This window comes from Paraburkholderia sp. GAS42, from assembly GCF_050436565.1.
In the GTDB taxonomy this organism is placed as follows: Bacteria; Pseudomonadota; Gammaproteobacteria; order Burkholderiales; family Burkholderiaceae; genus Paraburkholderia.
In genome coordinates, this window is record NZ_JBNDML010000001.1 from 453,954 (window position 1) to 475,217 (window position 21,264).

Below are 21,264 nucleotides of genomic sequence, written 5' to 3' on the forward strand. Positions count from 1 at the left end.
CGGATGAACACCAGCCGGAGCGTTTAAACCAGAACCGTCACCGGTGTGACGAAACGCGCCGCTGACGGTTCCCGCGCGGCGCGCGTTGCGCGCGCCACGCGGTGACAGCAGCTTACAGATGTTTGCTGAGGAAAATCAGTGTGTGACCGTGCGCCAGCGCGGCGGCGCGCTGATTGTACGAGTCGCGGTCCGTGCAGTTGAAGCCGTGATCGGCGTTTGGATACAGATGAAATTCGGCGTTGTCATGGCCGACAAAGCGCTCCTTCACCTGGCCCACTGCATCGATCGGAATGCCGTGGTCGAGTTCGGCGTAGTGAAACTGCATCGGTACCTTGATCTTTGATGCTTCTTCGAGCCGGTTCTGGATGCCGCCGCCGTAATAGGCGACGGCCGCATCGACCGTGCCCTGCGCCGCAGTGAGGTACGCAAGCCGGCCGCCGAAACAATAACCAATGGCGGCGACCTTGCCCTTCACCTCCGGCCGCGCCCGCAGTGCGGCGGCGCTCGCGCCGATGTCGGCGACGGCGAGGTTCACGTCTGTCTTCTGCAGGATCTCGATGCCCTTGTCGCGGTCGGCGCCTGCGTAGGTCAGTTCCACGCGCGGCTGTGTGCGCCAGAAGATGTCCGGGGCGAGCGCCACGTAGCCATCCTGCGCATATTGATCGGCCACGGCGCGAATGTGGCTGTTCACGCCGAAGATTTCCTGAATGATGATGACGGCTGGACCGGATCCGCGCTTCGGCAGCGCCAGATAGCCCTGAAAGCTGTCATTGCCAGCGTCGATGTCGATCCATTGGGAAGTCACGCTCACGTCGATCTCCTTGAACGAATGAAAGGCATTGCGTCAAAAGCGGGCGGTCAGTGTGCCACCAAACGCGGGTCGTTGCAGGCGCGCCCGGACGAGCCCCGGCAACCCGCCCGGCAACCGCGCGCGGCAAAGACGCTGGCGCGGCAAAGCGCGCGCCCTGACGACGAAATTCGCCGCTTTTGCGGAGTGATCGAAGCGATGCGACTTTATTCGAAACATTAACGGTAATCGTCGCGCAAACCTTTAGCGCGGCGCTTATAGAGCAAAACCCTTATATCGCGCAAACCCGCATGGGCTGTGCTTTTGCGCGGAGCCGTGAAGTTCCTGTTCAGGGCTTGTGGGATAAACGCTATTAGTAGTGATCCCACTTTCTCAAAAAATTCCCCCAAATTAATTTGATGGCCTACACTTGCGCGCAAGTACGGGTAGCCGCCTGTCAAAAACAGACCGGCTGACGTGCTGGCCAAGTGCATGAACGATGCAACCGGCGTGATCGTCCACGGGATGAAGACACGTGCAGGAAGCGGGGAACACAGGGCGATTACGTTGTTTTTGGGACCGAAACTGGAGACTTACATGAACATCAAGATTCAAAAGTTGTTGCCGATCAGCGCTGCGGCGATGCTGTTCGCAACGTTGGCAACTTCGGCTGCAGCCGACACGGTCGTCAAGATCGGTCACGTTGCACCGCTGACGGGCGGTATCGCCCACCTGGGTAAGGACAACGAAAACGGCGCGCGCCTGGCAGTTGAGGAAATCAACGCAAAGGGCCTGACGATCGGTGGCGAGAAGATCACGCTGCAACTGGATCCGCAAGACGACGCAGCTGACCCGCGTACGGCCACTCAAGTCGCCCAGAAGCTGGTCGATGACAAGGTCGTGGCAGTGGTGGGCCACCTGAACTCGGGCACGTCGATCCCGGCATCGAAGATCTATAGCGATGCAGGCATCGTGCAGATCTCGCCGTCGGCAACGAACCCGGCTTACACGCAACAGGGCTTCAAGACGACGTACCGCGTTGTGGCAACCGATGCACAGCAAGGTCCGGCACTCGCGAACTACGCTGCGAAGGGCCTGAAAGTGAAGAGCGTCGCGATCGTCGACGACTCGACCGCTTACGGCCAGGGTCTCGCAAACGAATTCGAGAAGACCGCCAAGTCGCTCGGCCTGAACGTGATGTCGCATGACGCAACGAACGACAAGGCTGTCGACTTCCGCGCAATTCTGACGAAGATCAAGGGCGAAAACCCGGACGCGATCATGTACGGCGGCATGGACGCCACCGGCGGCCCGTTCGCGAAGCAAGCCAAGCAGCTTGGCCTGCGTGCGAAGGTGCTGGCGGGTGACGGCGTGTGTACCGACAAGCTGTCGGACCTCGCTGGCGACGCTACGGACAACATCGTCTGCTCGGAAGCCGGTATGGCGCTCGAGAAGATGGCTGAAGGCCCGGCGTTCCTCGCGAAGTATCAAAAGCGTTTCGGCCAGCCGATCCAGATCTACGCTCCGTTCACGTATGACGCTGTGTACATCATCGTTGACGCGATGAAGCGTGCCAGCTCGACGGATCCGGCGAAGATCCTGGCAGCAATGCCGAACACCGACTACAAGGGTGTGATCGGTGAAACCACGTTCGACTCCAAGGGCGACCTGAAGCACGGCGTGATCTCGCTGTACAACTACAAGTCGGGCAAGAAGACGCTGCTCGACGTGGTGAAGATGTAATACCGGCTTTCGATGCGGACCAGGCTCGCCTGGTCTTACGCGAAGTCATGAAAGGCACGCGAGGCGCAAGCTTCGCGTGCTTTTTTTGTTGAGACGCAGGAAAGATGATCCGCATCGTGTCGCGGCTGAAGAAGCGCGTAACGTAACGCGACCTCAGACGGCAGCGGATCGCATCGGAGCGCAACACGCTTCGAGAACAACCGCCGCCAGCGGTCAGATTTTCAGCCAGCGCAATACCCTGGGCCCGGTGATCGCCACGAGCGCCGCGCACAACGCGACAACCGACAGCCCGAGCGACAGATTCGTCACCTGCGTGACACCACCGATAACCACCGGTCCGAGCAATAGCCCGAAGTACGCCAGGCCGGCCACGTGCGCGAGCCCCTCGGCCGCGTGGACGCCTCTGACGCGCGCGGCCGCCGCGAACAGCACAGGCATCATGTTCGCGAGCCCCAGGCCCATCAGCGTGAATCCGGTCAACGCGGCAACCGGATAAGGCAGCAGCAGCGCGCCGATCATCCCCGCGCATGCGAGCGTTGCGCTCGCCATGATCAGTTGCGGCGCGCCGAAGCGGGCACGCACGGCGTCACCGGCAAAACGCGCGGCCGCCATGCCGCCCGAAAACGCCGCGTAGGCCGCGCTCGAGACGGCCGGCGTCGATAGCACGACGTCGCGCATATAAACGGTCGCCCAGTCGTACATCGCACCTTCGGCGACCAGCGCAATCAGCGCAATGCCGCCGAGTGCCCACAGCGCAGGCGAGCGCCAGCGGTTCACGCGCGGCGCGCCCGCGTCGGCGCGTTCGTGATGCGGCACATGCGGCAACACGGACGGGCACGCGATCACCAGCACCAGCGCGCACAGTGCGCCCGTGAGCAGCAGATGCACAGCCGGCGCCATGCCCCACGACAGCACCGCACCGCCCACGATCGCGCCCGCCATGCCGCCGACGCTAAACACCCCGTGCAGCGAAGACATGATCGGCCGCGCCAGCGCTTCTTCGACCGCGCTGGCCTCGGCGTTCATCGCCACATCGAGCGTCGCCATCGATGCGCCGAATACGGCCAGCACGACGAGCAGCATCCAGTACGCCGGCACCACGAGAATGAGCATGCCGGCAAACGACATCACGAGGCCGCCCGTCAGACACGCGCGCCGCGTACCGACGCGCGCGATCCACTTCGCGTTGGTGGCCATGGCCACGATCGACCCGACCGCGACGGCCAGCAACGCGATCGACAGCATCGCCGGATTCAGGTGAAAGCGGTCGCGCACGGTGGGCACGTGAACGCCCCACGAGCCGTACATCATCCCGGCGACGAAAAAGAGCGCCATCGTCGCGTAGCGGGCGCGCTGGCGCGCGGTATCCGGCAGGTTGCTGTGGGCGGCCGGCGGTGTGGCGAAAGCGGAAGGGCGGTCGGACACGGAATTCCCGTTTGAAAAGAAAGCGCGCTGAAAGCGAAATGACGATTCTATCGAAGCGATCGGGCCCACGTGTGAAGACCCTGAACTAATATCTACGTCTACGTAACCTGCTCGCGCTGCGCAAAATGTACTGCGCTCCCGGGTTTTCACGCACCCGTTCTGAGGTCGATCGCTTGAATATTCCCGCTCACGCTCCGCTGCATCTGCTGCACCAGGTCGCCGTCGGGACGCTGGCCACGCACGCGCGTCAGCCGCAAGGCTACCCGTATCCGACCGTGCTGCCCTTTGCGCCGGACGCGCGCCACCGGCCGCTGATCCTCGTCAGCCAGCTCGCGGAGCATACGCGGAACCTGCATGCCGATTCCCGCGCGGGCTTCCTCGTGGTCCACGCACCCGAAGGCGATGTCCTGAACAGTCCGCGCGTCACGCTGCTTGGCGCGTTTGAGGCGGTCGAACCGGAGCCGGAAATCGTGCGGCGCTATCTGCGCTATCACCCGGATGCCGAGCGATATCTGACGCTTGGCGATTTCACGTTCTGGTTGATGTCGCTGGAACGGATACGCTATATCGGCGGCTTTGGTGCGATGGGCTGGCTGGATGCGGGAGATCTCGATCCGCTTGAGCCGCTTTCGTTCGAAGAAGAAGCCGCGTTGACGGAATTTTTCGATCATCATCCGCGCCGTGGGGGCGAACTGGATCTCGCGGGCATCGACCGTTATGGCGCCGATCTGAAAATCGGCGGACATCGAACCCGTTTCATGTTCGATGCACCGAAAATGGATTCGACGACCTTGCATGCTGCGCTGGCGGATTGCATCGAACGGCACGCCGATTAACGCCCATTCCGGGAAAACGCCTAATCGCGTGTGACCTGCAGACCGTTATTTTTCCACCGGATCCGGCAAAGCTCTCATGAAATGAAATGTTCAGGTTAAGTATCCCGATTTATTTTCATGATTTGGGAATTTAACGGATATTCTTGAGATGACTCGAGATCTTCTTCAGCGGAATATGAATTGTCGCCCAATGCCAGATTTGTGAACGTGAAGGCAGCGCGTGAAGCATTTTGAAACGGACAATAATAATTTTCTTGAGTGGCTTTTCTCCGGTTTCTATTTTGTGTTAATCTCGCCAGCAAAATTCCGAGGCATGAACACCTTCATTGCGCGAGCAGGCATAAGACCGGCCGCGAATTAACCAAACCACAAGGGAATCTATGTCGTCCTACAAGGAACTACTGGCCCAGCGAGAGAAGCTGGAAAAGCAGATCGAAGAAGCGAAGTCGCGTGAATATGCGGAAGTGCTGAACGAAATCAAGCAGAAAATGGCCGACTACGGTATTACGCTGGCCGAACTCGGCGGCGGTCGTGGAAAGGCTGCCAAGGTTGGCCGTCCGCGCGCGGGCGTGGCGCCGAAATACCGTGATCCGGACAGCGGCAGCACCTGGTCCGGCCGTGGCAAGCCGCCGCGCTGGATCGCCGGCAAGGATCGCGAAAAGTTTCTTATCGCACGATAAGAACATCCGGATTCAAGCAGCAGCCGTGCAGGGTCCGAAGCACTGAACAAAACGCTGAACGAGACACTGAACGATTACCGCTGCTGCAAGGGAACCGCGCCACCGCAAGGAGCGCGGTTTTTTATCGCCTGAAGTTTGACGTGCGCTTTGACGCGCGTTTGGCGCGCCGGCAGATCCCGTTCGCCTTATTTCCATCGTGAGCGGAATACGAATGCTTCGCGTTTTTATAACCGGCTGATTTGAAAGGGAAATTTTCGGAATTAACCTCGCGTTCCACGCAATGCCGGTAAAATGAAACCGTCCAATATTCTTTTTCTTTCGTATGTCGCTCGCCGCCGTCGACCCTTCCGCGGAAAAACATCAGGTTGCGCGCCGGAGCACGTTCGTCAGTATCGTGCTGAATGCCGTGCTGATGTCGCTCCAGATTGTGATTGGTGTGATCGCACACTCACAGGCGCTCGTTGCTGATGGTGTCCATTCGCTTGCCGATCTGGTTTCCGATTTTGTCGTCCTGCTGGCGAACCGGCATAGCGGCGCGAAACCCGACGCCGATCACAATTACGGCCACAGCCGGTATGAAACCGTCGCGTCACTATTTCTTGGCGCACTGCTGATTGCAGTCGGCGTCGGCATGTTGTGGCGCGCGGGAACCCGTCTCGCCAGTCTCGACGATATTCCCGCCGTCCATATGAGCGCGCTCTTCGTGGCTGTGCTGGTGCTCGTTTCGAAGGAAGGCCTCTTTCGCTACATGCTGCGCGAAGCGCAGCGCGTGCGCTCGGCCATGCTGATCGCCAACGCGTGGCATGCACGTTCGGATGCGGCATCGTCACTGGTGGTGGCGCTTGGCATTCTCGGCAGCCTTGCAGGCGTGCGCCTGCTCGACCCGATCGCGGCCGCGATCGTCGGTTTCATGGTCGCGCGCATGGGCTGGATGTTCGGTTGGGACGCGCTTCAGGATCTGTCCGACCGCGCGCTCGACGAAGCCTCCGCCGATGACGTCCGCGCCCTGCTGATGGCGACCCCCGGCGTGCGCGACGTGCACGAATTGCGCACGCGCAAGATGGGCGACTTCGCGATCGTCGACGCGCATATCCTGGTCGATCCGGGTATTTCCGTTTCAGAAGGCCATTACATCGCGGAATCGGCGCGCATCAAGGTGCTGACCGATCATCGCGTGCTCGACGCGCTGATTCACGTCGACCCTGAAAATGATGCGGTGGCGCGGCCGGCCGTCAATCTGCCGCCGCGCGCTCGCGTCGTCGTGGAGGTTGAAGCGGCATTCGCGGCGCATCACTTGAAACCGCAGGCGATCAACCTTCACTATCTCAGCACGGGACTGGACGTCGAAGTGACGCTGCCGGCGGCCGCAAGCGACGATTGCGCAACCGGCGATGCGCACCTTCTTGCGGGATTCGATCTGACGGCGTTGAAGCGCAAGCTGGGCGCGCGCAGGGTGAGTGTCGCGCGTGCGCTGGCTGCGGTGGAAGGTTCGGCGGGATCAGGTGTGGCGGCCGCGCCGGCTGACCGGCCCACGCCGGTGGCGCAACCCTTCGAGCATGAGCGTCACGACGCGGATTGAACGCGCCTGCGTTGCGACTGCGCGCGCTTTCACCACACCGCGCGCACACCGCGCGCGCCATGCAAGGATTTGCATCGATTCGGGCTGTTTAAAGCGGCAATTGCGTATCGAATTTGATTTCGCGCAGGACGACACTCGTGCGCACCTGCGCGACCGCCGGAATCTTGAAGATCCGGTCGTGCAGGAACGTATCGTAGGCCTTGATATCCGGCGCGACGATTTTCAGGATGTAATCGGATTCGCCGGTCGTGCTGTAACACTCGGTCACTTCAGGGCAGGTCGCGATTTCCCGCTCGAACTGTTCGACGCCGCCTTCGGTATGCCGCGTGAGATGAATATGGGCGAGCGCGCAAACATGGAGACCGAGTTTCTCGCGATCGAGCAGCGCCGTGTAGCGCTGAATCACGCCCGATTGCTCCATATCCTTGATGCGGCGCCAGCACGGTGTGCTGGAGAGCCCGACTTGATCTGAGATTTCCTGCACGGAACGGCGTGCATCGAGCTGCAAAAGGCGCAGGATTTTTTGAGAGAACGTATCGAGTGTCAACTGCGCCTCCGTTTTTACGACGCCATGTCCCTGAATCTGAATGGTAGAGGTCGCGAAAACGAAACGCAATGTAAAACGCGGTTGACGAGGGAGATTCCCTAATTTGCTGGTGCGTCGGCGACGTTTTGTCCTGATGCGTCCTTATCAGCCGCTTGTGCCGCCAATTGTTGCGTGGCGCGCAATTCCGCCAGCATGTTGCAGAAAAGTGCGCCCTGTTCGATGGCGTCGTCGAGCGCGACGTGCGTGTGCGGATGATCGTCGAACCAGTGCTTCGGGAGGCGCGGTTTGATGCACTTGCGGTACGGCAGGCCGGTCATCGCGAACGCGAGCGTCTTGATGTCGAGCGCGGACCACGAGAACGGGCAGCGCCCCGTGAAACGCATCATGTACCAGAACATGAAGGTGAAGTCGAAGCCCGCCGGCATCGCGACGAAAACCGGCTTGCCTGGCAGCGCTTCGACCCACTCGACGTAGGCATTCAGCGCTGCGTCGGGCTTCTGCAGATCCTTGCGACATGCCGCCCACGCGTCAGGCTGCGTCTGCCACCACGCCGCCTGGACCGGGTGCGGCGCCGCGCCATCCAGCAACTCCAGATTCGCGGAGAAGGTGGCGACGAGCTTTTTGTCCGCGGTGTATGCCGCCGAGGCGAAACTCAGCATTGAATGTGGCCCGGGAATCGGGCCGTCCGCTTCCACATCGGTGCTTACGTAGATTTCAGTGGTCATGCGTTGACTCCGTCAGCGACGTACGGATTCGTGCGACGCTCGGCGCCGAACGTCGACGTCGGTCCGTGGCCGGGGACAAACGTCACGTCGTCGCCGAGCGGCCAGAGTTTTTCGCGGATCGCACGGATCAGGTCGCCGTGATTGCCGCGCGGAAAATCGGTGCGACCAATCGAGCCGGCGAACAGCACATCGCCGACGATCGCGAGCCGATGCGTGCGGCTGAAGAAAATCACGTGACCTGGCGTGTGGCCCGGACAGTGATAGACCTCGAGCGTTTCATTTCCAAAGCCCACCGTCTCGCCGTCCTGCAGCCAGCGGTCGGGCACGAACGCCTGAGCTGCGGGAAAGCCGAAGCGCGCACTTTGCGCGGGCAACTGGTCGATCCAGAAACGTTCCTCTTCGTGCGGGCCTTCGATCTGCACGCCGTAATGGTCAGCCAGGGCTTTCGCGCCAGCGCAGTGGTCGATGTGGCCGTGCGTGAGCAGCACCTTTTCGATTGTGACGTTCTGGCGCTCGACTTCCTGCTGGATGACGTCGAGGTCGCCGCCCGGGTCGACGACGACCGCGCGCCCGGTCGCCTCGCAAACGAGCAGCGAGCTGTTCTGCTGGAACGGGGTAACTGGAATGAGGGTGACTTTCATAAGGACGCCGGGCCGCTGCAAAAGCACGATTGTACCGGCCACCGGGAAGCGCCGCCGCCCGGCCAGATGGCATATCGACAATGTCCATTTTTGCATCCATAGTGAAAATGAATGACGGATTGAGGTGGTCCGGGGCGCGGAAGATATGTTTTGGGTATAATGGGTCGATAGTGCACGAAACCGTGCTGCCAATTGGCGATGTGTCACCCTTTATTGAGCGGGTGTTTTAGTCGCCGTCAAGTTTGTGCCGTGCTGTTTTGACGGCAAATCAAGCATCGACTGAGGTCGATGCGCACGTCTTGTCCAGCCAGACGCAACGCGTCTGCAACGGCCTCGCTGCCGTGCCGCTGGATGGGGCCTACGCCGCCGTTCCTGCGTGCTGTTTTTTGCACGCAAGAACGTGATTGCCACGTTCGATGGCGGCTTGTGGGGTCTGGTCAGGCTGCCGGGGACAGGTTGCGCCAGACGTGAAAACTAACCGTGCGGTAGCGGCAGAGTTTGTCGCATCCGGGCTTCCGAAGCTCTGCGCAAAATAGCGCAGCGTTTTGCTTTGTCCTTGCCGCCGGAGTCGCATGCAACCCGCAAGACTTTTGCGAGATGCGGCTCGACATTGTGAAAACACGTCTTATGAATGCTCGATTACCTCGACGTATCGGGAGTCTTTTTGCTTTTCTGGTCATGACCGGGTGCGCGATGCCGCCCGGCCCGGCCAATCAGACCAGCGGCGCACCGCTGGGCACGAAGGATGCGCGTACGGCCAGCGCCGGCACGCCGCAGTCGTCCGGCACGACGACCACCTTCGGCGATCGGTCCGCGGACGCCGGCAAGTCGCTTGCTGACGCCCAGGCGCTCGGCGACAAGGGCCCCGACGTTTCAGACTTCCGTCAGACCGGGCGCGCTTCCTGGTACGGTCGCTTTTTCCACGGTCGCAAGACCGCCAACGGTGAGCGCTACGACATGCATGCGCTGACGGCAGCCCACAAGACGCTGCCGCTCGGATCATACGTGCGCGTGACGAACCCGGCGACGTCTCGCTCGGTTGTCGTCCGCATCAACGACCGCGGTCCGTTCGTGCGTAGCCGGGTAATCGACCTTTCGTACGCGGCCGCTTCGGCGCTCGACATGCAGCACGTCGGCACTGCGCGCGTGAGGATCGAAGGGTTGTCGCCGCAGCAAGCGCGCGCGGCGCTCAGCGACGAAACGCTGGCTATGAACGCTTCGAGCTCGGAAAAGTAATCTGAACGCCGTGTTTTCTGGCTGAACGGACGTCAGCCGATGAGTGCTTCAACGAAGGGCCGCCTCTGTGCGGCCCTTAGTCTTTTTTGAGCGTGAGCGCGCGCGCGTACAGCGCGTTGCGTGATGTGCCGGTGATGGCAGCAGCGACTTTTGCCGCGCTGCTCACCGACATCTCTTCCATCAGGATGCCGAGTAGCGCATCGTGATCGGCCTCGCCCGATGTTTCAGGCGGCGCGCCTTCCACCACCACGACGAACTCGCCGCGCTGGCGGTTCGGATCGGCCGCGAGCCACGTTGGCCCTTCGGCCAGGGTGCAGCGATGTAGCGACTCATGTAACTTCGTCAACTCGCGTGCAATGAGCAGTCGCCGCTCGCCGCCGAGTGCGTCGGCGAGCGCCTGGACGGTTTCCAGGATGCGATGCGGCGCTTCGTAGAACACCAACGCGCGCGGGTGTGCGGCGAGTTCGGCGAGCGCGGTCGCGCGTTGTTTTGCCTTGGGCGGCAGAAAGCCGATAAACGAAAACGTAGCAACCCAGTCGCCGGCCGCGCTGAGTGCGGTTGCAAGCGCGCTTGCACCGGGCAGGGGGACGACGGAATAGCCAGCGTCGCGCACGGCGTCGACGAGCTTTGCGCCGGGGTCCGAAATGCCGGGCGTGCCGGCGTCGGATACGTAGGCCACCCGCTCGCCGGCCTGCAGATGCTCGATTACGCGGTGCGCAGCCGTGCTTTCGTTGTGCTGATGCACGGCGATGAGCGGCTTCGAGATGCCGTAGCGCGCGAGCAGCTGGCCGGTGTTGCGCGTGTCTTCGGCGGCAATGCGGTCCACGAGTCCAAGCACATGCAGCGCGCGCACCGTGATGTCGGCCACATTGCCGATCGGTGTCGCGACCACATACAGCGCGGCGGCAGGATACTGCTGCCCTTGCGCAAGTTCAGTGAGAGGAGTCATGAGGCAGAAGACACAGACAGACGAAGCAAGGCCGACATTGTGCCACGCACAGCCACGTGCTCCGGGGCGCGTTCGCCACGTTGCGAGTGCGCCTGGTGTCGCGGACAACTTTTCGGGATACAGGCGGTCCAATGTCGTCGGAGCAGCATTCGAGGCGCATGCGCTTGGTTTCCTGCAACGCCAGCGTTTGCGCTTCGTCGCGCGCAACGTGTTGTGTCGTGGTGGCGAGATCGACCTCGTGATGCGCGATTGCGATGGCACGCTGGTGTTTGTCGAGGTTCGTGCGCGCAGCCAGAGGCAGTATGGCGGCGCGGCGGCGAGCGTCGGCTGGCAGAAGAAGCGACGTATCGTGCATGCCGCGCAGCACTATCTGATGACGCGCACATCGGGCACAGCGGCGTGCCGCTTCGATGTGATTGCGTTTGAAGCAGGCCGGCTTGTGTGGCTGCGCGATGCGTTTCGTGCGGACGAAGTGTGAGTCGACGTAATATGCGCTCGCTTGAGTACGCTAAACTTGCGGACGCGTGCGGACCGGCGCCGGCTTTCGCGATGCTGTTCTCATGGCGGTTGTCCGCGTTGCACGCGCTTCACAGGTCGCCGGAAACTCGCGCCGCGCGCATTCATGCGTGCCTCGATGCAGGCTAAATTTGCAGTACAAGATAGAGACTCGATGTCAGTCGAACGCATTCAACAACACTTCCGTGATAGCGCGGCGGTCACACTCGAAGCACTCGAAACCCTGTCGATGCCGATCGCTGCGGCGGTCGATACGATGTTCACCGCTCTCGCCAACGGCAATCGCATTCTCGCGTGTGGCAACGGCGGCTCGGCGGCTGACGCGCAGCATTTCGCCGCGGAACTCATCGGCCGCTTCGAGCGCGAGCGGCCCGGCTTGCCCGCGATTGCGCTGAGTACCGATTCGTCCGTTCTCACCGCTATCGCCAACGACTATTCGTTCGACCAGATCTTCTCGAAGCAGGTCCGCGCGCTGGGTCAGCCCGGCGACATCCTGCTCGCGATCACGACGTCGGGCAATTCGGCGAACGTGCTCGCCGCAATCGATGACGCGCACGAGCGTGAAATGATCGTCGTGGCGCTGACCGGCAAAGGCGGCGGGCGCATGGACGAAATGCTTTCGGATACCGACATTCACATCTGCGTGCCGTCCGATCGAACGGCGCGCATTCAGGAAGTGCATTTGCTGACCATCCATTGTCTGTGCGACGGCATCGATGCCATGTTGCTGGGCGAAGACTAATTTAAGGGGAACGGGTTGATGAGCGCATTCCGCGTCAAGAAAACACTGGTGAGAACCGTCCTGGTAATCGGTTTTGCAGCGGGGCTGTCCGCGACCTTGCAGGGCTGTTTCCTGGCCGTGGCGGGCGCGGCGGGCGGCGGCGCGCTGGTTGCCACCGATCGGCGCACGCTTGGCGCGCAGACCGAGGATCGCGAGATTCAGGTGAAGGCGCTGTCGCAGATCAATAACAACGTGCCGGACTCGTCGCACATCAACGTGACCGTTTTCAACCGCCGCGTTCTGATCACGGGCGAAGTGCCGGATGATGCATCGAAGCAGAAGGCCGAAGCCGTCGTGCGCACGATCAACAACGTGAACGCGATCATCAACGAACTGGCGGTCGCGCCGGCAAGCTCGTACACGTCGCGCACGAACGACACGTATCTGGAAGGCCGCGTAAAGACCGCGCTGATCGCCGAGAAGGACATTTCGGCGAACAACTACAAGGTGGTCTGCGAGCGGGGCAATATCTATCTGATGGGCCTCGTGACCGTCGACGAAGGCAATCACGGCGCGGATGTCGCCAGTCGCGTGTCGGGCGTCACGCAGGTGGTGAAGGTGTTCCAGTACATCCAGCCGCAGGAAGCGGCAGCGGCCACCGCCGCGAGCGGTTCGGGCGCGGCGCAGGCGCCGGCGAACGATCCGACCGTCGGCGCGGTGCCGGATTCTTCGGTCAGTTCGCGTCCGCTCGATACGCAGGCGCCGGCACCCGTGACGAACTCGAACTCCGTACATCCGGGTAATCCGAAGGCGACGACGCCGTGATGGTGGCAGGTCGCATGATGCGCGGCGCCGCCGCGGGCGTCGGCATCAGCATGCTCGCGTTGGCATCGACGCTTGTATCGACGCCTGCATTGGCCGCCGACGCGCCGCGCGGGCTGACTGTCGCCCAGGGTAACGCGTGCATGGGATGTCATGCCGTCGACCGCAAGCTCGTCGGGCCGTCGTTCCAGCAGATCGCCGGCAAATACAAGGGCGATCCGCAGGCGAACGCGAAACTCGTGAAGAAGGTGAAGGACGGCGGCTCTGGTGTCTGGGGCGCGATTCCAATGCCGGCGCATCCGTCGATGAGCGACGCGGACATCCGCGCGGTGGTCGACTGGGTGCTGGCCGGGGCGCCGACGTCGAAGTGAAGTGAGGTGCCGCGATACGGAGTCGGCGCGAAGGCGCTCTGGACGCGCCTTGGTAGCGTTTCCGGGCATCGCAAAACGAAAAAACCTTGTGCTAGAATCGACGCGTCGTTGGGGCGGTAGCTCAGCTGGGAGAGCGTCGCGTTCGCAATGCGAAGGTCGGGAGTTCGATCCTCCTCCGCTCCACCAGGAACATTCAAGTCGTCACGAAGAACCCCGATAGCCACAGGCTGTCGGGGTTTTTTCATTTCCGGCGCCGACAATCCTTTCCCCTGCGACATTCGCGCACAGTTGAATTTGGAGTAGAGCCTCAAACTGCGTCAGCGCACCACGTACTGCGTCTTCTCCTGGCTTCTATTCTTAAAAACGCAATGACATCAATCAGATAAAGAGAGGAAATCGCATCTCTCCTAGCGAGAGAAACATCATGAGAACCCGTCTGCAATCCCGTCTGGCCTCTCGGAAACAGGCACCCGTCGCCCTCGCTGTGCCGCATGGCGCAGTGCATTCGTCGCATCTGATCGCGAACCCAGGCCACGTCCATGCATTCGAGCGCGCCACGCCTGCGACGTTCGACCGCACCTCCGTGCAACTGCGCGATGCGATGCAGCGCAGGCCCAGCAAGATCGCAACATTCCGGCACACGGCCGGCTGGCTAACCCAAAACTGGAGGGAGGCGCGATGAACACCGTGAACGACGAACGTCTCGAACTCCTGCAATCGATCGCCCACGAAACGTTGGGGATCAGTTCGCTGCAACCGACGGGCAAGCCAACTGCGGATTTTCGCGTGGTCAGCATCGAGAATCTCTCGCTCGCACTCGAAGCCGCCTACGACGCCGGATTGCTGGTTGGCGCCCGGACCCTGTGCGCAACAGGCGAAACGCGCTTCGGCTAGAAGCGAAAAGGCGGTCCATGAAAGGGCCGCCTTCCTTATCCGTCTATCCCTTCAATTCTGTCTATCCGCAACAGTGCGCGTGCTGCGATCGTTCATGGCGGAGCGTCTGACGGGCGTCGGCGCGATACCGGAAAACGGCTGGCCCGTGCGAGAACGCACGAAAAGCGATTCCTCAGGCCAATCGCTAAGCGCTGAGTTGCCGTAAAAAACCCCCCCTTTCCGACGGATCGGCGCCTTCCGGTCGCCGATATGCTCTCGAATCGCAGCATTAAACGCGTCGTCTCCGGACTTTTCTCACCGGATGCCGCCGGCCACGGGTCGCGGCCGTGATCGACGCCCCTTCAACGCGTCCGGCGTTTCGCGCCTGATCGAGCCCCTATGAACATGGTGACGCGACGACCGAACACCGTGATTGCCATCAGCCTCGCGCTGGCAGGCGTCATCTTCGCGATCTCGCTCTGGGTGCTGCTCGAGATGCGCAAGGACGCGCTGCGTCGCGCGCAGGAGTCGGCGTTCAACGTGTCGCTGCTGGTCGAGCGCGATACGGCGCGCAATCTGGAGGTCTACGACCTGTCACTGCAGGCTGTCATCGAAGGGCTTCAGCAGCCGGGTGTGATGGAACTGCCGCCGGCTATCCGCCAGATGGTGCTCTTCGACCGCTCGGCGACCGCGAAGGATCTGGGTTCGCTGCTTGTGATCAATGCTGCCGGCAACGTAATCATCGATTCGCAGGCGGTGCCGCCGCGCGGCCTGAACATCTCCGGGCGCGACTATTTCCGTGTGCATCGCGACTCGGCGAATGTCGGCCTGTACATCAGCAAGCCGTTCGTCCCGCCCTTTTCCGGCGAGTCCGCCAGCATCGCGCTGAGCCGCCGGCTCTCGAATCCCGACGGCAGTTTCGCGGGCGTCGTGGCGGGCACGATGCGCCTCAGCTATTTCCGGCACCTGTTCGAAGGGATGAATCTGGGCGAAGGTGGTTCGATGGCGCTGATGCTCGCTGACGGCACGATGCTGATGCGGCGTCCTTTCGACGAAAAGATCATCGGTCGCAACCTGCAGGGCACGGCGAACTACACGCGCTTTACGCAATCGCCAAGCGGCGATTTCTTCGGCACCGCCGCGATCGACGGCGTGCCGCGCTGGTACGCATTCCGCCACATCGCGGGATTTCCGATGATTCTCGACGTCGCGATTGCGACGCACGACATCTACGCCGAGTGGCGCCGTCGCGCATGGATCCTTGGCTCGCTGATAGCTGCGGTCGATGTCGCGCTGGTTACGCTTGCGGTGCTGTTCTCGCAGCAGTTGCGACGGCGTATGGAGGCGGAAGAAGAGTTGCGCATGCTGGCGCGCACCGACGGCCTCACCGGCCTGCACAACCGTCGCGCGTTCGAAGAGATCGTCGAGACGGAATGGCGGCGCGCGCAGCGCACCGGGCGGCCGCTGTCGATGCTGATGCTCGACGTCGACAACTTCAAGGGTTTCAACGACCTGTACGGCCATTCCGCCGGCGACGACGCGCTCGTCGCCGTGGCGCGCTGCATCGCCGGCACGGCGCGGCGTCCGGGCGACAGCGCGGTGCGCTATGGCGGCGAGGAGTTCATCGTGCTGTTGCCGAATACAGGTGAAGCGGGCGCGGCGCGCATCGCCGAGAGCATTCGTGCGGCGGTGCAGGCGTTGCAGATGCGCCATGTCGCGGGCGCGCATCACGTACTGACGATCAGTATCGGCATCGCCAGCACGGAGAAGCAGCGCTTCGGCACCTGCCGCGCAATGATCAACGCCGCCGATACGGCGCTGTACGAGGCAAAAGATACGGGCCGGAATCGTGTCAGCGCGTGGCCGGTCGGCGCGCGGGTGGAGGAGCGTGCGGTTGCGGAGCAGCCGGACGGATAGTGCTTCATCAAATCAAACCCGGAAGCGACGGACGAAAAAAAACCGTTCACGCCGGGGAGACGTGAACGGCAAGTCGGAGAGGTACAACGATGCTTGCGCTACTCATGGGGTCACGCAGCGTTTGCAGTGTAGTCACGCGCCCGCATCATAAACATCAGAGGAATCCCAATCATTGGCCTGCGCTGTCGCCCGACACGAGCGCCGCTTTCGTTCCCCTTTCATTGTTCATCTGTAGCCGTTAATTCCGGATATTTGAGCATCAAGCGGCCAGATTTGAGGCCGTAAACGAGTGGTGCGAACCGGATGTCCATGTCATGCAGGGCGAGACATCTCCCAATTCCAGATGTGCAAAAAGGCGGGTGAAATGAAGTGGTTTGATCGTATGACTGTGTTGAGAAAGCTGTTGCTGGCGTTTGCGCTCGTCACGGGTTTCGGTGTCGTGACGGGTGTCGCTGGCATCACGGCGCTCTCGGCGCTGCACGAACTCACCGACGCGATCGGCGGCCGTTACATGGACGGCCTCTACTGGATGGAAGAGGCGAACCGCCATAAGGTCGACACGGACCTCGCCGCCGCGAATCTCGGCTACGCCGCCGACGATGCCGGCCGTCAGCGTCTGAAAGATGAGATCGTCGTTTCGTTGAAGGAGATGCATTCGGCCTTCGATCGCTATACAGCGACCATCACGACCGGCAAGGGCCAGGTTCTGCTCGATGACGTGCTGAAAGCGAATACCGTCTGGGAAGGCATCGTGCGTCAGCAGATCGGGCTCGATCCGATACCCGCAGGTGTCGACAACGCGGAACTCGTGCGCCGCGCGATTGCGGCGAGTGTCGCGATGCGCGAGCGCATCACGGTCGTCATCGAATATCGCCGCCAGCGCGCAATCGACGCGCAGGCTGAAGCCACCACGCGCTACGAGCGCATGCGCCTCGTCATGACGACGCTGGTGCTCGCTTCGATGATCACCGGCATGTGGCTCGCGTGGCTGATCGCGCGCCGTCTGTCGCGGCAGCTCGGTGGCGAGCCGGACTACGCGATGGAAATTGCGAACCGCATCGCCAGCGGCGATCTTGCGGTGCGCGTCGATACCCGCGCCGGCGATAACAACAGTCTGCTCTTCGCGCTCGGATATATGCGTGAGCGGCTGGCGGGCGTCGTCGGCGGCATCAGCGTATCGAGCGAGTCGATCCTGATTGCGTCGGGCGAAATCGCGCAGGGCAACGCCGACCTGTCGCAGCGCACTGAAGAGCAGGCGGCATCGCTGGAAGAAACGGCCTCCAGCATGGAACAGCTCACCGCCACCGTGCGCCAGAACGCGGACAACGCGCAGCAGGCGAGCGGCGTCGCGCACGGCGCATCGGAAGTGGCCGCGCGGGGCAGCAGTCTCGTCGGCGATGTGGTCGAGACGATGCGCGAACTGGCTGCAGGCTCGAAGCGGATGACGGACATCATCGCGGTCATTGAAGGCATCGCATTCCAGACCAACATCCTGGCGCTGAACGCGGCCGTCGAAGCGGCGCGCGCCGGCGAGCAGGGACGCGGCTTCGCCGTCGTCGCGGGCGAAGTGCGCTCGCTTGCGCAGCGCAGCGCGCTGTCGGCGAAGGAGATCAAGGAACTGATCGAGAACTCGACGACGCGTGTGGGCAGCGGCGCCGAACTCGCCGAGCGCGCCGGCCAGACGATGGCCGAAGTCACGCACGCCGTAAAACGCGTGACCGATATCATGGGTGAGATTTCGGCGGCGTCGAGCGAGCAGAGCCCCGGCATCGAACAGGTGAACCGCGCGGTCGCGCAGATGGATGAAGTGACGCAGCAAAATGCGGCACTGGTCGAACAGGCCGCAGCTGCGGCGGGTTCGATGGCCGATCAGGCGCAGCAGTTGAAATCGGCCGTTTCGGTGTTCACCGTGAAGGCGCGTGCAGTCTGACCGGACTGTCAAAACCGTCTGAACCCATGACTCACGCAGGTGGCGAAGCGTACATGCTTCGCCACCCAAAGCACCGACGCAGGCACAGGCTTCCTAAGCTTCGGCCTTCTCGCGGGCAAGCTCTTCGAGATACAACGCCATCTCTTCAGCCAGGGCTTTCGCGGCCGCAGGACGCTGCGCGATCCGCTGGTAATACGCATCCACCGACGGCCATTGCGCCAGACTCACGCCCGAGTACTGCGCCCAGTTCAGCACAGGGACGAGATACGCATCCGCCACCGTGAACCGGTCCAGCACAAACTCACGCGAACCGAGATGCGCGTCCAGCACGCCAAGCCGCAACGGCACCCGCTTGCGTGCGTAGTTCACGACATCTTCCGGCGCCGTCGGATCGAGCAGCGGCACGAACACCGCCTTATGCAACTCCGTGCTGACGAAGCCAAGCCACTGCTGCAACTTTGCGCGCTCACCCGTGCCGGGCGCTGGCGCGAGTTGCGCGTCGGGAAACTGGTCCGCGACATACGGCAGGATTGCCGTGTTTTCGGTCAGCAACCAGCCCTCGTCGGTGCGCAACACAGGCACCTGCCCAAGCGGGCTGACCGCATAGAAATCGGACCCGTCGCTGACGCGCTTCTTCTTCGTGTCGACCTGAATATAGCTGGCGTCCGCACCCGCCTCGTACAGCGCAATCCGGGTAGCGAGCGAACAGGCGAGTGGGGAAAAATACAGATCCATCTGGCGTCTCCAGTCATCGGTTTGAGTTTTGTACTATAGTGAACAAAATTAATCGGCGCCATATATTTTATGCATAACGGTACAAAAACAGATAGACGTTCACGGGGAAGGCCACGCGCCTATGACCCGGACGAAGCGATCGCCAGCGCAACCCATGCATTCTGGCAAGGTGGCTATTCGGGCACGTCGCTCGATGATCTGAGCGTCGCGACGGGCATGAACCGCCCGAGCCTGTACGGCGCATTTGGCGACAAACACGCGCTCTATCTGACCACGCTCGACGGCTACATCGACGCGGGACTTAAAGCAATGGAAGCTGCGCTCGGCGGCGATCTGCCGTTGGCGCAGGCTTTACAGCGCGTCTACGACACGGCGCTCGCGACCTATCTGCCGGCCGGCGGCGAGCCGCGCGGATGCTTTCTGATCGGCACGGCGGTAGTGGAATCGAAGGTCGATGCCGAGGTGCGCGCGAAGCTCGCCGAGGGCTTGCGGACCTTCGATGGCGCGCTCGAAACGCGGCTGGTACGCGCGCAGGCGCAGGGAGAACTCAACCCGAATGCCGACGCTGCCGTGCTAGCGAGAGTGGCTTCCGCGATCATGCACAGCCTCGCGTTGCGCTCGCGTGCGGGCGACACGCGAGCGTCGCTGCGCGCGACGGCCGCCGCTGGCGTGGCGCTGATCTGCGGGACCGCGGCTGGACCGGATATCGAACCGGCGAAACCCCGTCGCAAGGGAAAGTGACCGACGCCATGACTGGCGTCGCGACTAACCGATCGGCTTGAGAAGCAACCTCACGGCTTGTCATCGGCAAGCCCGCTCCGTACACTCGCGCGTAATTCCAGAACAGCGCCGCCCGCGCGGCGCATATTCACTTTTACAGCGACTCAAGGAGACCTCCCGCCATGGCCGACTCGTACTTTCCCCGCTGGCGCGTCCAGCCGCAAGCCATCGAGGGCCTCGTCGTCGGAACCGACGAGCGGCTTGCGTGGCCGCAGATGTTCGCGATGGGCATCCAGCACGTGGTCGCGATGTTCGGCGCGACGGTGCTCGCGCCGCTCCTGATGGGCTTCGATCCAAATCTCTGCATCTTCATGTCGGGCATCGGCACGCTGTTGTTTTTCGTGCTCGTCGGCGGACGCGTGCCGAGCTACCTCGGTTCGAGCTTCGCGTTTATTGGCCTCGTCATCGCGGTGACCGGTTACGGCGGACAAGGTCCGAACCTGAACATTCCGGTGGCGCTCGGCGGGATCATCGCGTGCGGCATCGTGTACGCGATCATCGGCTTCATCGTGTCGGCGATCGGCACGAAGTGGATCGAGACGCTGATGCCGCCCGTCGTCACCGGCGCGATTGTCGCGGTGATCGGCTTGAATCTCGCGCCGATCGCCGTGAAGGGCGTGAGCGCGAACGCGTTCGATGCGTGGATGGCGCTCGTGACCGTGCTGTGTGTCGGCGCCGTCGCGGTGTTTGCGCGCGGCATGCTGCAGCGCCTGCTGATTCTCGTCGGTCTGCTGATCGCGTACGTGATCTACGCGATCGTTACGAACGGGCTCGGCATGGGCAAGCCAATCGACTTCGCCATGGTCGCGAATGCCGCGTGGTTCGGCATGCCGCACTTCACGGCGCCCGTGTTCGACCTGCCGGCGATGACGCTGATCGCGCCAGTCGCGGTGATCCTCGTCGCGGAAAACCTCGGCCACATCAAGGCCGTCAGCGCGATGACCGGGCGGAACCTCGACGGCTACGTCGGCCGCGCGTTTATCGGCGACGGCCTCGCGACTATCGTGTCGGGTTTCGCTGGCGGCACGGGTGTCACGACGTACGCCGAAAACATCGGCGTCATGGCGGTCACCAAAATCTATTCGACGCTCGTCTTTGTGATCGCGGCGTTGATCGCGCTCGTGCTCGGCTTCTCGCCGAAGTTCGGTGCGGTCATCCATACGATTCCGGGGCCGGTGCTGGGTGGTGTGTCGATCGTCGTGTTCGGATTGATCGCGGTAACGGGCGCGCGCATCTGGGTCGTCAACAAGGTCGACTTTTCCGATAACCGTAACCTGATCGTCGCGGCCGTCACGCTCGTGCTGGGCGCGGGCGATTTCACGCTGAAACTCGGCGGGTTCGGGCTGGGCGGAATCGGTACGGCCACGTTCGGCGCAATCATCCTGTACGCGTTGTTGCGTCGCAAGCCGGCGCAGCAGCCGGTGGTTTAGGCGAAAGTGTGATCGAGGCGC

General features: G+C 62.3%; 22 protein-coding genes and 1 tRNA gene. 16 read left to right on the forward strand and 7 right to left on the reverse strand.

Annotated features, from left to right (window positions below):
• Positions 1-112: 112 nt before the first annotated feature.
• A complete protein-coding gene (locus P3T16_RS02090; protein ID WP_429255172.1) occupies positions 113-805 on the reverse strand; it encodes a dienelactone hydrolase family protein in 693 nt (230 codons plus the stop codon).
• Between the two features lie 579 nt (positions 806-1,384).
• Here P3T16_RS02090 and P3T16_RS02095 point away from each other — a divergent pair.
• Positions 1,385-2,530: a branched-chain amino acid ABC transporter substrate-binding protein gene (locus P3T16_RS02095; RefSeq protein WP_429340988.1), complete on the forward strand. Its 1,146-nt coding sequence runs from the start codon at positions 1,385-1,387 to the stop codon at positions 2,528-2,530.
• A gap of 213 nt (positions 2,531-2,743) precedes the next feature.
• On the opposite strand, the gene P3T16_RS02100 is transcribed toward P3T16_RS02095, so the two are convergent.
• A complete protein-coding gene (locus P3T16_RS02100) occupies positions 2,744-3,955 on the reverse strand; it encodes an MFS transporter (RefSeq protein ID WP_429340989.1) in 1,212 nt (403 codons plus the stop codon).
• A 173-nt stretch (positions 3,956-4,128) separates the two neighbouring features.
• Here P3T16_RS02100 and P3T16_RS02105 point away from each other — a divergent pair, with 173 nt between their 5' ends.
• The 3 genes from P3T16_RS02105 (at position 4,129) to P3T16_RS02115 (ending at position 7,050) form a co-directional block, all read left to right on the forward strand.
• On the forward strand, positions 4,129-4,791 hold the full coding sequence (locus P3T16_RS02105) for a HugZ family protein (RefSeq protein WP_429340990.1): 663 nt from the start codon (positions 4,129-4,131) through the stop codon (positions 4,789-4,791).
• 380 nt (positions 4,792-5,171) lie between these two features.
• Positions 5,172-5,471, forward strand: a complete 300-nt coding sequence (locus P3T16_RS02110) for an H-NS family nucleoid-associated regulatory protein (protein WP_090527228.1) — start codon at positions 5,172-5,174, stop codon at positions 5,469-5,471.
• A 322-nt stretch (positions 5,472-5,793) separates the two neighbouring features.
• Positions 5,794-7,050 (forward strand): cation diffusion facilitator family transporter, encoded by a 1,257-nt coding sequence (locus P3T16_RS02115; RefSeq protein WP_429340991.1) that lies wholly within the window; start codon positions 5,794-5,796, stop codon positions 7,048-7,050.
• Between the two features lie 88 nt (positions 7,051-7,138).
• Here P3T16_RS02115 and P3T16_RS02120 read toward each other — a convergent pair whose 3' ends face one another.
• The 3 genes from P3T16_RS02120 to P3T16_RS02130 form a co-directional block, all read right to left on the reverse strand.
• A complete protein-coding gene (locus P3T16_RS02120; RefSeq protein WP_429255023.1) occupies positions 7,139-7,597 on the reverse strand; it encodes an Lrp/AsnC family transcriptional regulator in 459 nt (152 codons plus the stop codon).
• Between the two features lie 98 nt (positions 7,598-7,695).
• Complete coding sequence (locus P3T16_RS02125; RefSeq protein WP_429340992.1) at positions 7,696-8,322, reverse strand: exonuclease; 627 nt, start codon at positions 8,320-8,322, stop codon at positions 7,696-7,698.
• Positions 8,319-8,963 carry an MBL fold metallo-hydrolase gene (locus tag P3T16_RS02130; protein WP_429340993.1) on the reverse strand — a complete coding sequence of 215 codons (645 nt, stop codon included), beginning with the start codon at positions 8,961-8,963 and terminating at the stop codon, positions 8,319-8,321. The genes P3T16_RS02125 and P3T16_RS02130 overlap by 4 nt, the downstream gene beginning before the upstream one ends.
• 627 nt (positions 8,964-9,590) lie before the next feature.
• On the opposite strand from P3T16_RS02130, the gene P3T16_RS02135 reads away from it, so the two are divergent.
• Positions 9,591-10,199, forward strand: a complete 609-nt coding sequence (locus P3T16_RS02135; RefSeq protein WP_429255020.1) for a septal ring lytic transglycosylase RlpA family protein — start codon at positions 9,591-9,593, stop codon at positions 10,197-10,199.
• 76 nt (positions 10,200-10,275) lie between these two features.
• Here P3T16_RS02135 and rsmI read toward each other — a convergent pair whose 3' ends face one another.
• Positions 10,276-11,148 carry a 16S rRNA (cytidine(1402)-2'-O)-methyltransferase gene (gene rsmI / locus P3T16_RS02140; protein WP_429340994.1) on the reverse strand — a complete coding sequence of 291 codons (873 nt, stop codon included), beginning with the start codon at positions 11,146-11,148 and terminating at the stop codon, positions 10,276-10,278.
• A 37-nt stretch (positions 11,149-11,185) separates the two neighbouring features.
• On the opposite strand from rsmI, the gene P3T16_RS02145 reads away from it, so the two are divergent.
• The 9 genes from P3T16_RS02145 (at position 11,186) to P3T16_RS02185 (ending at position 18,298) form a co-directional block, all read left to right on the forward strand.
• Complete coding sequence (locus P3T16_RS02145) at positions 11,186-11,626, forward strand: YraN family protein (RefSeq protein ID WP_429341060.1); 441 nt, start codon at positions 11,186-11,188, stop codon at positions 11,624-11,626.
• 192 nt (positions 11,627-11,818) lie between these two features.
• Entirely contained in the window at positions 11,819-12,406 is a 588-nt protein-coding gene (locus P3T16_RS02150; protein ID WP_429255018.1) for a phosphoheptose isomerase, read from the forward strand.
• Between the two features lie 18 nt (positions 12,407-12,424).
• Positions 12,425-13,210, forward strand: coding sequence for a BON domain-containing protein (locus P3T16_RS02155; protein ID WP_429340995.1), 786 nt, complete (start codon positions 12,425-12,427; stop codon positions 13,208-13,210).
• On the forward strand, positions 13,210-13,578 hold the full coding sequence (locus tag P3T16_RS02160) for a c-type cytochrome (protein WP_429341061.1): 369 nt from the start codon (positions 13,210-13,212) through the stop codon (positions 13,576-13,578). The genes P3T16_RS02155 and P3T16_RS02160 overlap by 1 nt, the downstream gene beginning before the upstream one ends.
• 110 nt (positions 13,579-13,688) lie before the next feature.
• A tRNA-Ala gene (locus P3T16_RS02165) sits at positions 13,689-13,764 on the forward strand.
• Between the two features lie 238 nt (positions 13,765-14,002).
• Positions 14,003-14,260: a hypothetical protein gene (locus P3T16_RS02170; RefSeq protein WP_429340996.1), complete on the forward strand. Its 258-nt coding sequence runs from the start codon at positions 14,003-14,005 to the stop codon at positions 14,258-14,260.
• Positions 14,257-14,472 (forward strand): DUF6900 domain-containing protein, encoded by a 216-nt coding sequence (locus P3T16_RS02175; RefSeq protein WP_429254990.1) that lies wholly within the window; start codon positions 14,257-14,259, stop codon positions 14,470-14,472. The genes P3T16_RS02170 and P3T16_RS02175 overlap by 4 nt, the downstream gene beginning before the upstream one ends.
• 384 nt (positions 14,473-14,856) lie before the next feature.
• Complete coding sequence (locus P3T16_RS02180) at positions 14,857-16,368, forward strand: sensor domain-containing diguanylate cyclase (RefSeq protein ID WP_429341062.1); 1,512 nt, start codon at positions 14,857-14,859, stop codon at positions 16,366-16,368.
• Between the two features lie 364 nt (positions 16,369-16,732).
• Complete coding sequence (locus P3T16_RS02185) at positions 16,733-18,298, forward strand: methyl-accepting chemotaxis protein (protein ID WP_429340997.1); 1,566 nt, start codon at positions 16,733-16,735, stop codon at positions 18,296-18,298.
• Positions 18,299-18,391: 93 nt separating this feature from the next.
• Here the strand turns inward: P3T16_RS02185 and P3T16_RS02190 are convergent, their stop codons facing one another.
• Positions 18,392-19,033, reverse strand: coding sequence for a glutathione binding-like protein (locus P3T16_RS02190; protein WP_429254988.1), 642 nt, complete (start codon positions 19,031-19,033; stop codon positions 18,392-18,394).
• Positions 19,034-19,102: 69 nt separating this feature from the next.
• Between P3T16_RS02190 and P3T16_RS02195 the strand changes: the two genes are divergently transcribed.
• Both P3T16_RS02195 and P3T16_RS02200 read left to right on the forward strand, forming a co-directional pair.
• Complete coding sequence (locus P3T16_RS02195; RefSeq protein WP_429340998.1) at positions 19,103-19,774, forward strand: TetR/AcrR family transcriptional regulator; 672 nt, start codon at positions 19,103-19,105, stop codon at positions 19,772-19,774.
• 161 nt (positions 19,775-19,935) lie between these two features.
• Positions 19,936-21,243, forward strand: coding sequence for a solute carrier family 23 protein (locus P3T16_RS02200; RefSeq protein ID WP_429340999.1), 1,308 nt, complete (start codon positions 19,936-19,938; stop codon positions 21,241-21,243).
• The last annotated feature ends 21 nt before the right edge of the window (positions 21,244-21,264 follow it).

Excerpts from the sequence above, each read along its gene's own strand:
- P3T16_RS02110 (WP_090527228.1), top strand. The coding sequence starts at position 5,172 with ATGTCGTCCTACAAGGAACTACTGGCCCAGCGAGAGAAGCTGGAAAAG.
- P3T16_RS02155 (WP_429340995.1), top strand. The coding sequence starts at position 12,425 with ATGAGCGCATTCCGCGTCAAGAAAACACTGGTGAGAACCGTCCTGGTA.
- P3T16_RS02180 (WP_429341062.1), top strand. The coding sequence starts at position 14,857 with ATGGTGACGCGACGACCGAACACCGTGATTGCCATCAGCCTCGCGCTG.
- rsmI (WP_429340994.1), bottom strand. The coding sequence starts at position 11,148 with ATGACTCCTCTCACTGAACTTGCGCAAGGGCAGCAGTATCCTGCCGCC.
- P3T16_RS02095 (WP_429340988.1), top strand. The coding sequence starts at position 1,385 with ATGAACATCAAGATTCAAAAGTTGTTGCCGATCAGCGCTGCGGCGATG.
- P3T16_RS02160 (WP_429341061.1), top strand. The coding sequence starts at position 13,210 with ATGGTGGCAGGTCGCATGATGCGCGGCGCCGCCGCGGGCGTCGGCATC.
- P3T16_RS02195 (WP_429340998.1), top strand. The coding sequence starts at position 19,103 with ATGCATAACGGTACAAAAACAGATAGACGTTCACGGGGAAGGCCACGC.
- P3T16_RS02115 (WP_429340991.1), top strand. The coding sequence starts at position 5,794 with ATGTCGCTCGCCGCCGTCGACCCTTCCGCGGAAAAACATCAGGTTGCG.
- P3T16_RS02125 (WP_429340992.1), bottom strand. The coding sequence starts at position 8,322 with ATGACCACTGAAATCTACGTAAGCACCGATGTGGAAGCGGACGGCCCG.
- P3T16_RS02135 (WP_429255020.1), top strand. The coding sequence starts at position 9,591 with ATGAATGCTCGATTACCTCGACGTATCGGGAGTCTTTTTGCTTTTCTG.
- P3T16_RS02170 (WP_429340996.1), top strand. The coding sequence starts at position 14,003 with ATGAGAACCCGTCTGCAATCCCGTCTGGCCTCTCGGAAACAGGCACCC.
- P3T16_RS02130 (WP_429340993.1), bottom strand. The coding sequence starts at position 8,963 with ATGAAAGTCACCCTCATTCCAGTTACCCCGTTCCAGCAGAACAGCTCG.
- P3T16_RS02150 (WP_429255018.1), top strand. The coding sequence starts at position 11,819 with ATGTCAGTCGAACGCATTCAACAACACTTCCGTGATAGCGCGGCGGTC.
- P3T16_RS02175 (WP_429254990.1), top strand. The coding sequence starts at position 14,257 with ATGAACACCGTGAACGACGAACGTCTCGAACTCCTGCAATCGATCGCC.
- P3T16_RS02185 (WP_429340997.1), top strand. The coding sequence starts at position 16,733 with ATGAAGTGGTTTGATCGTATGACTGTGTTGAGAAAGCTGTTGCTGGCG.
- P3T16_RS02190 (WP_429254988.1), bottom strand. The coding sequence starts at position 19,033 with ATGGATCTGTATTTTTCCCCACTCGCCTGTTCGCTCGCTACCCGGATT.
- P3T16_RS02200 (WP_429340999.1), top strand. The coding sequence starts at position 19,936 with ATGGCCGACTCGTACTTTCCCCGCTGGCGCGTCCAGCCGCAAGCCATC.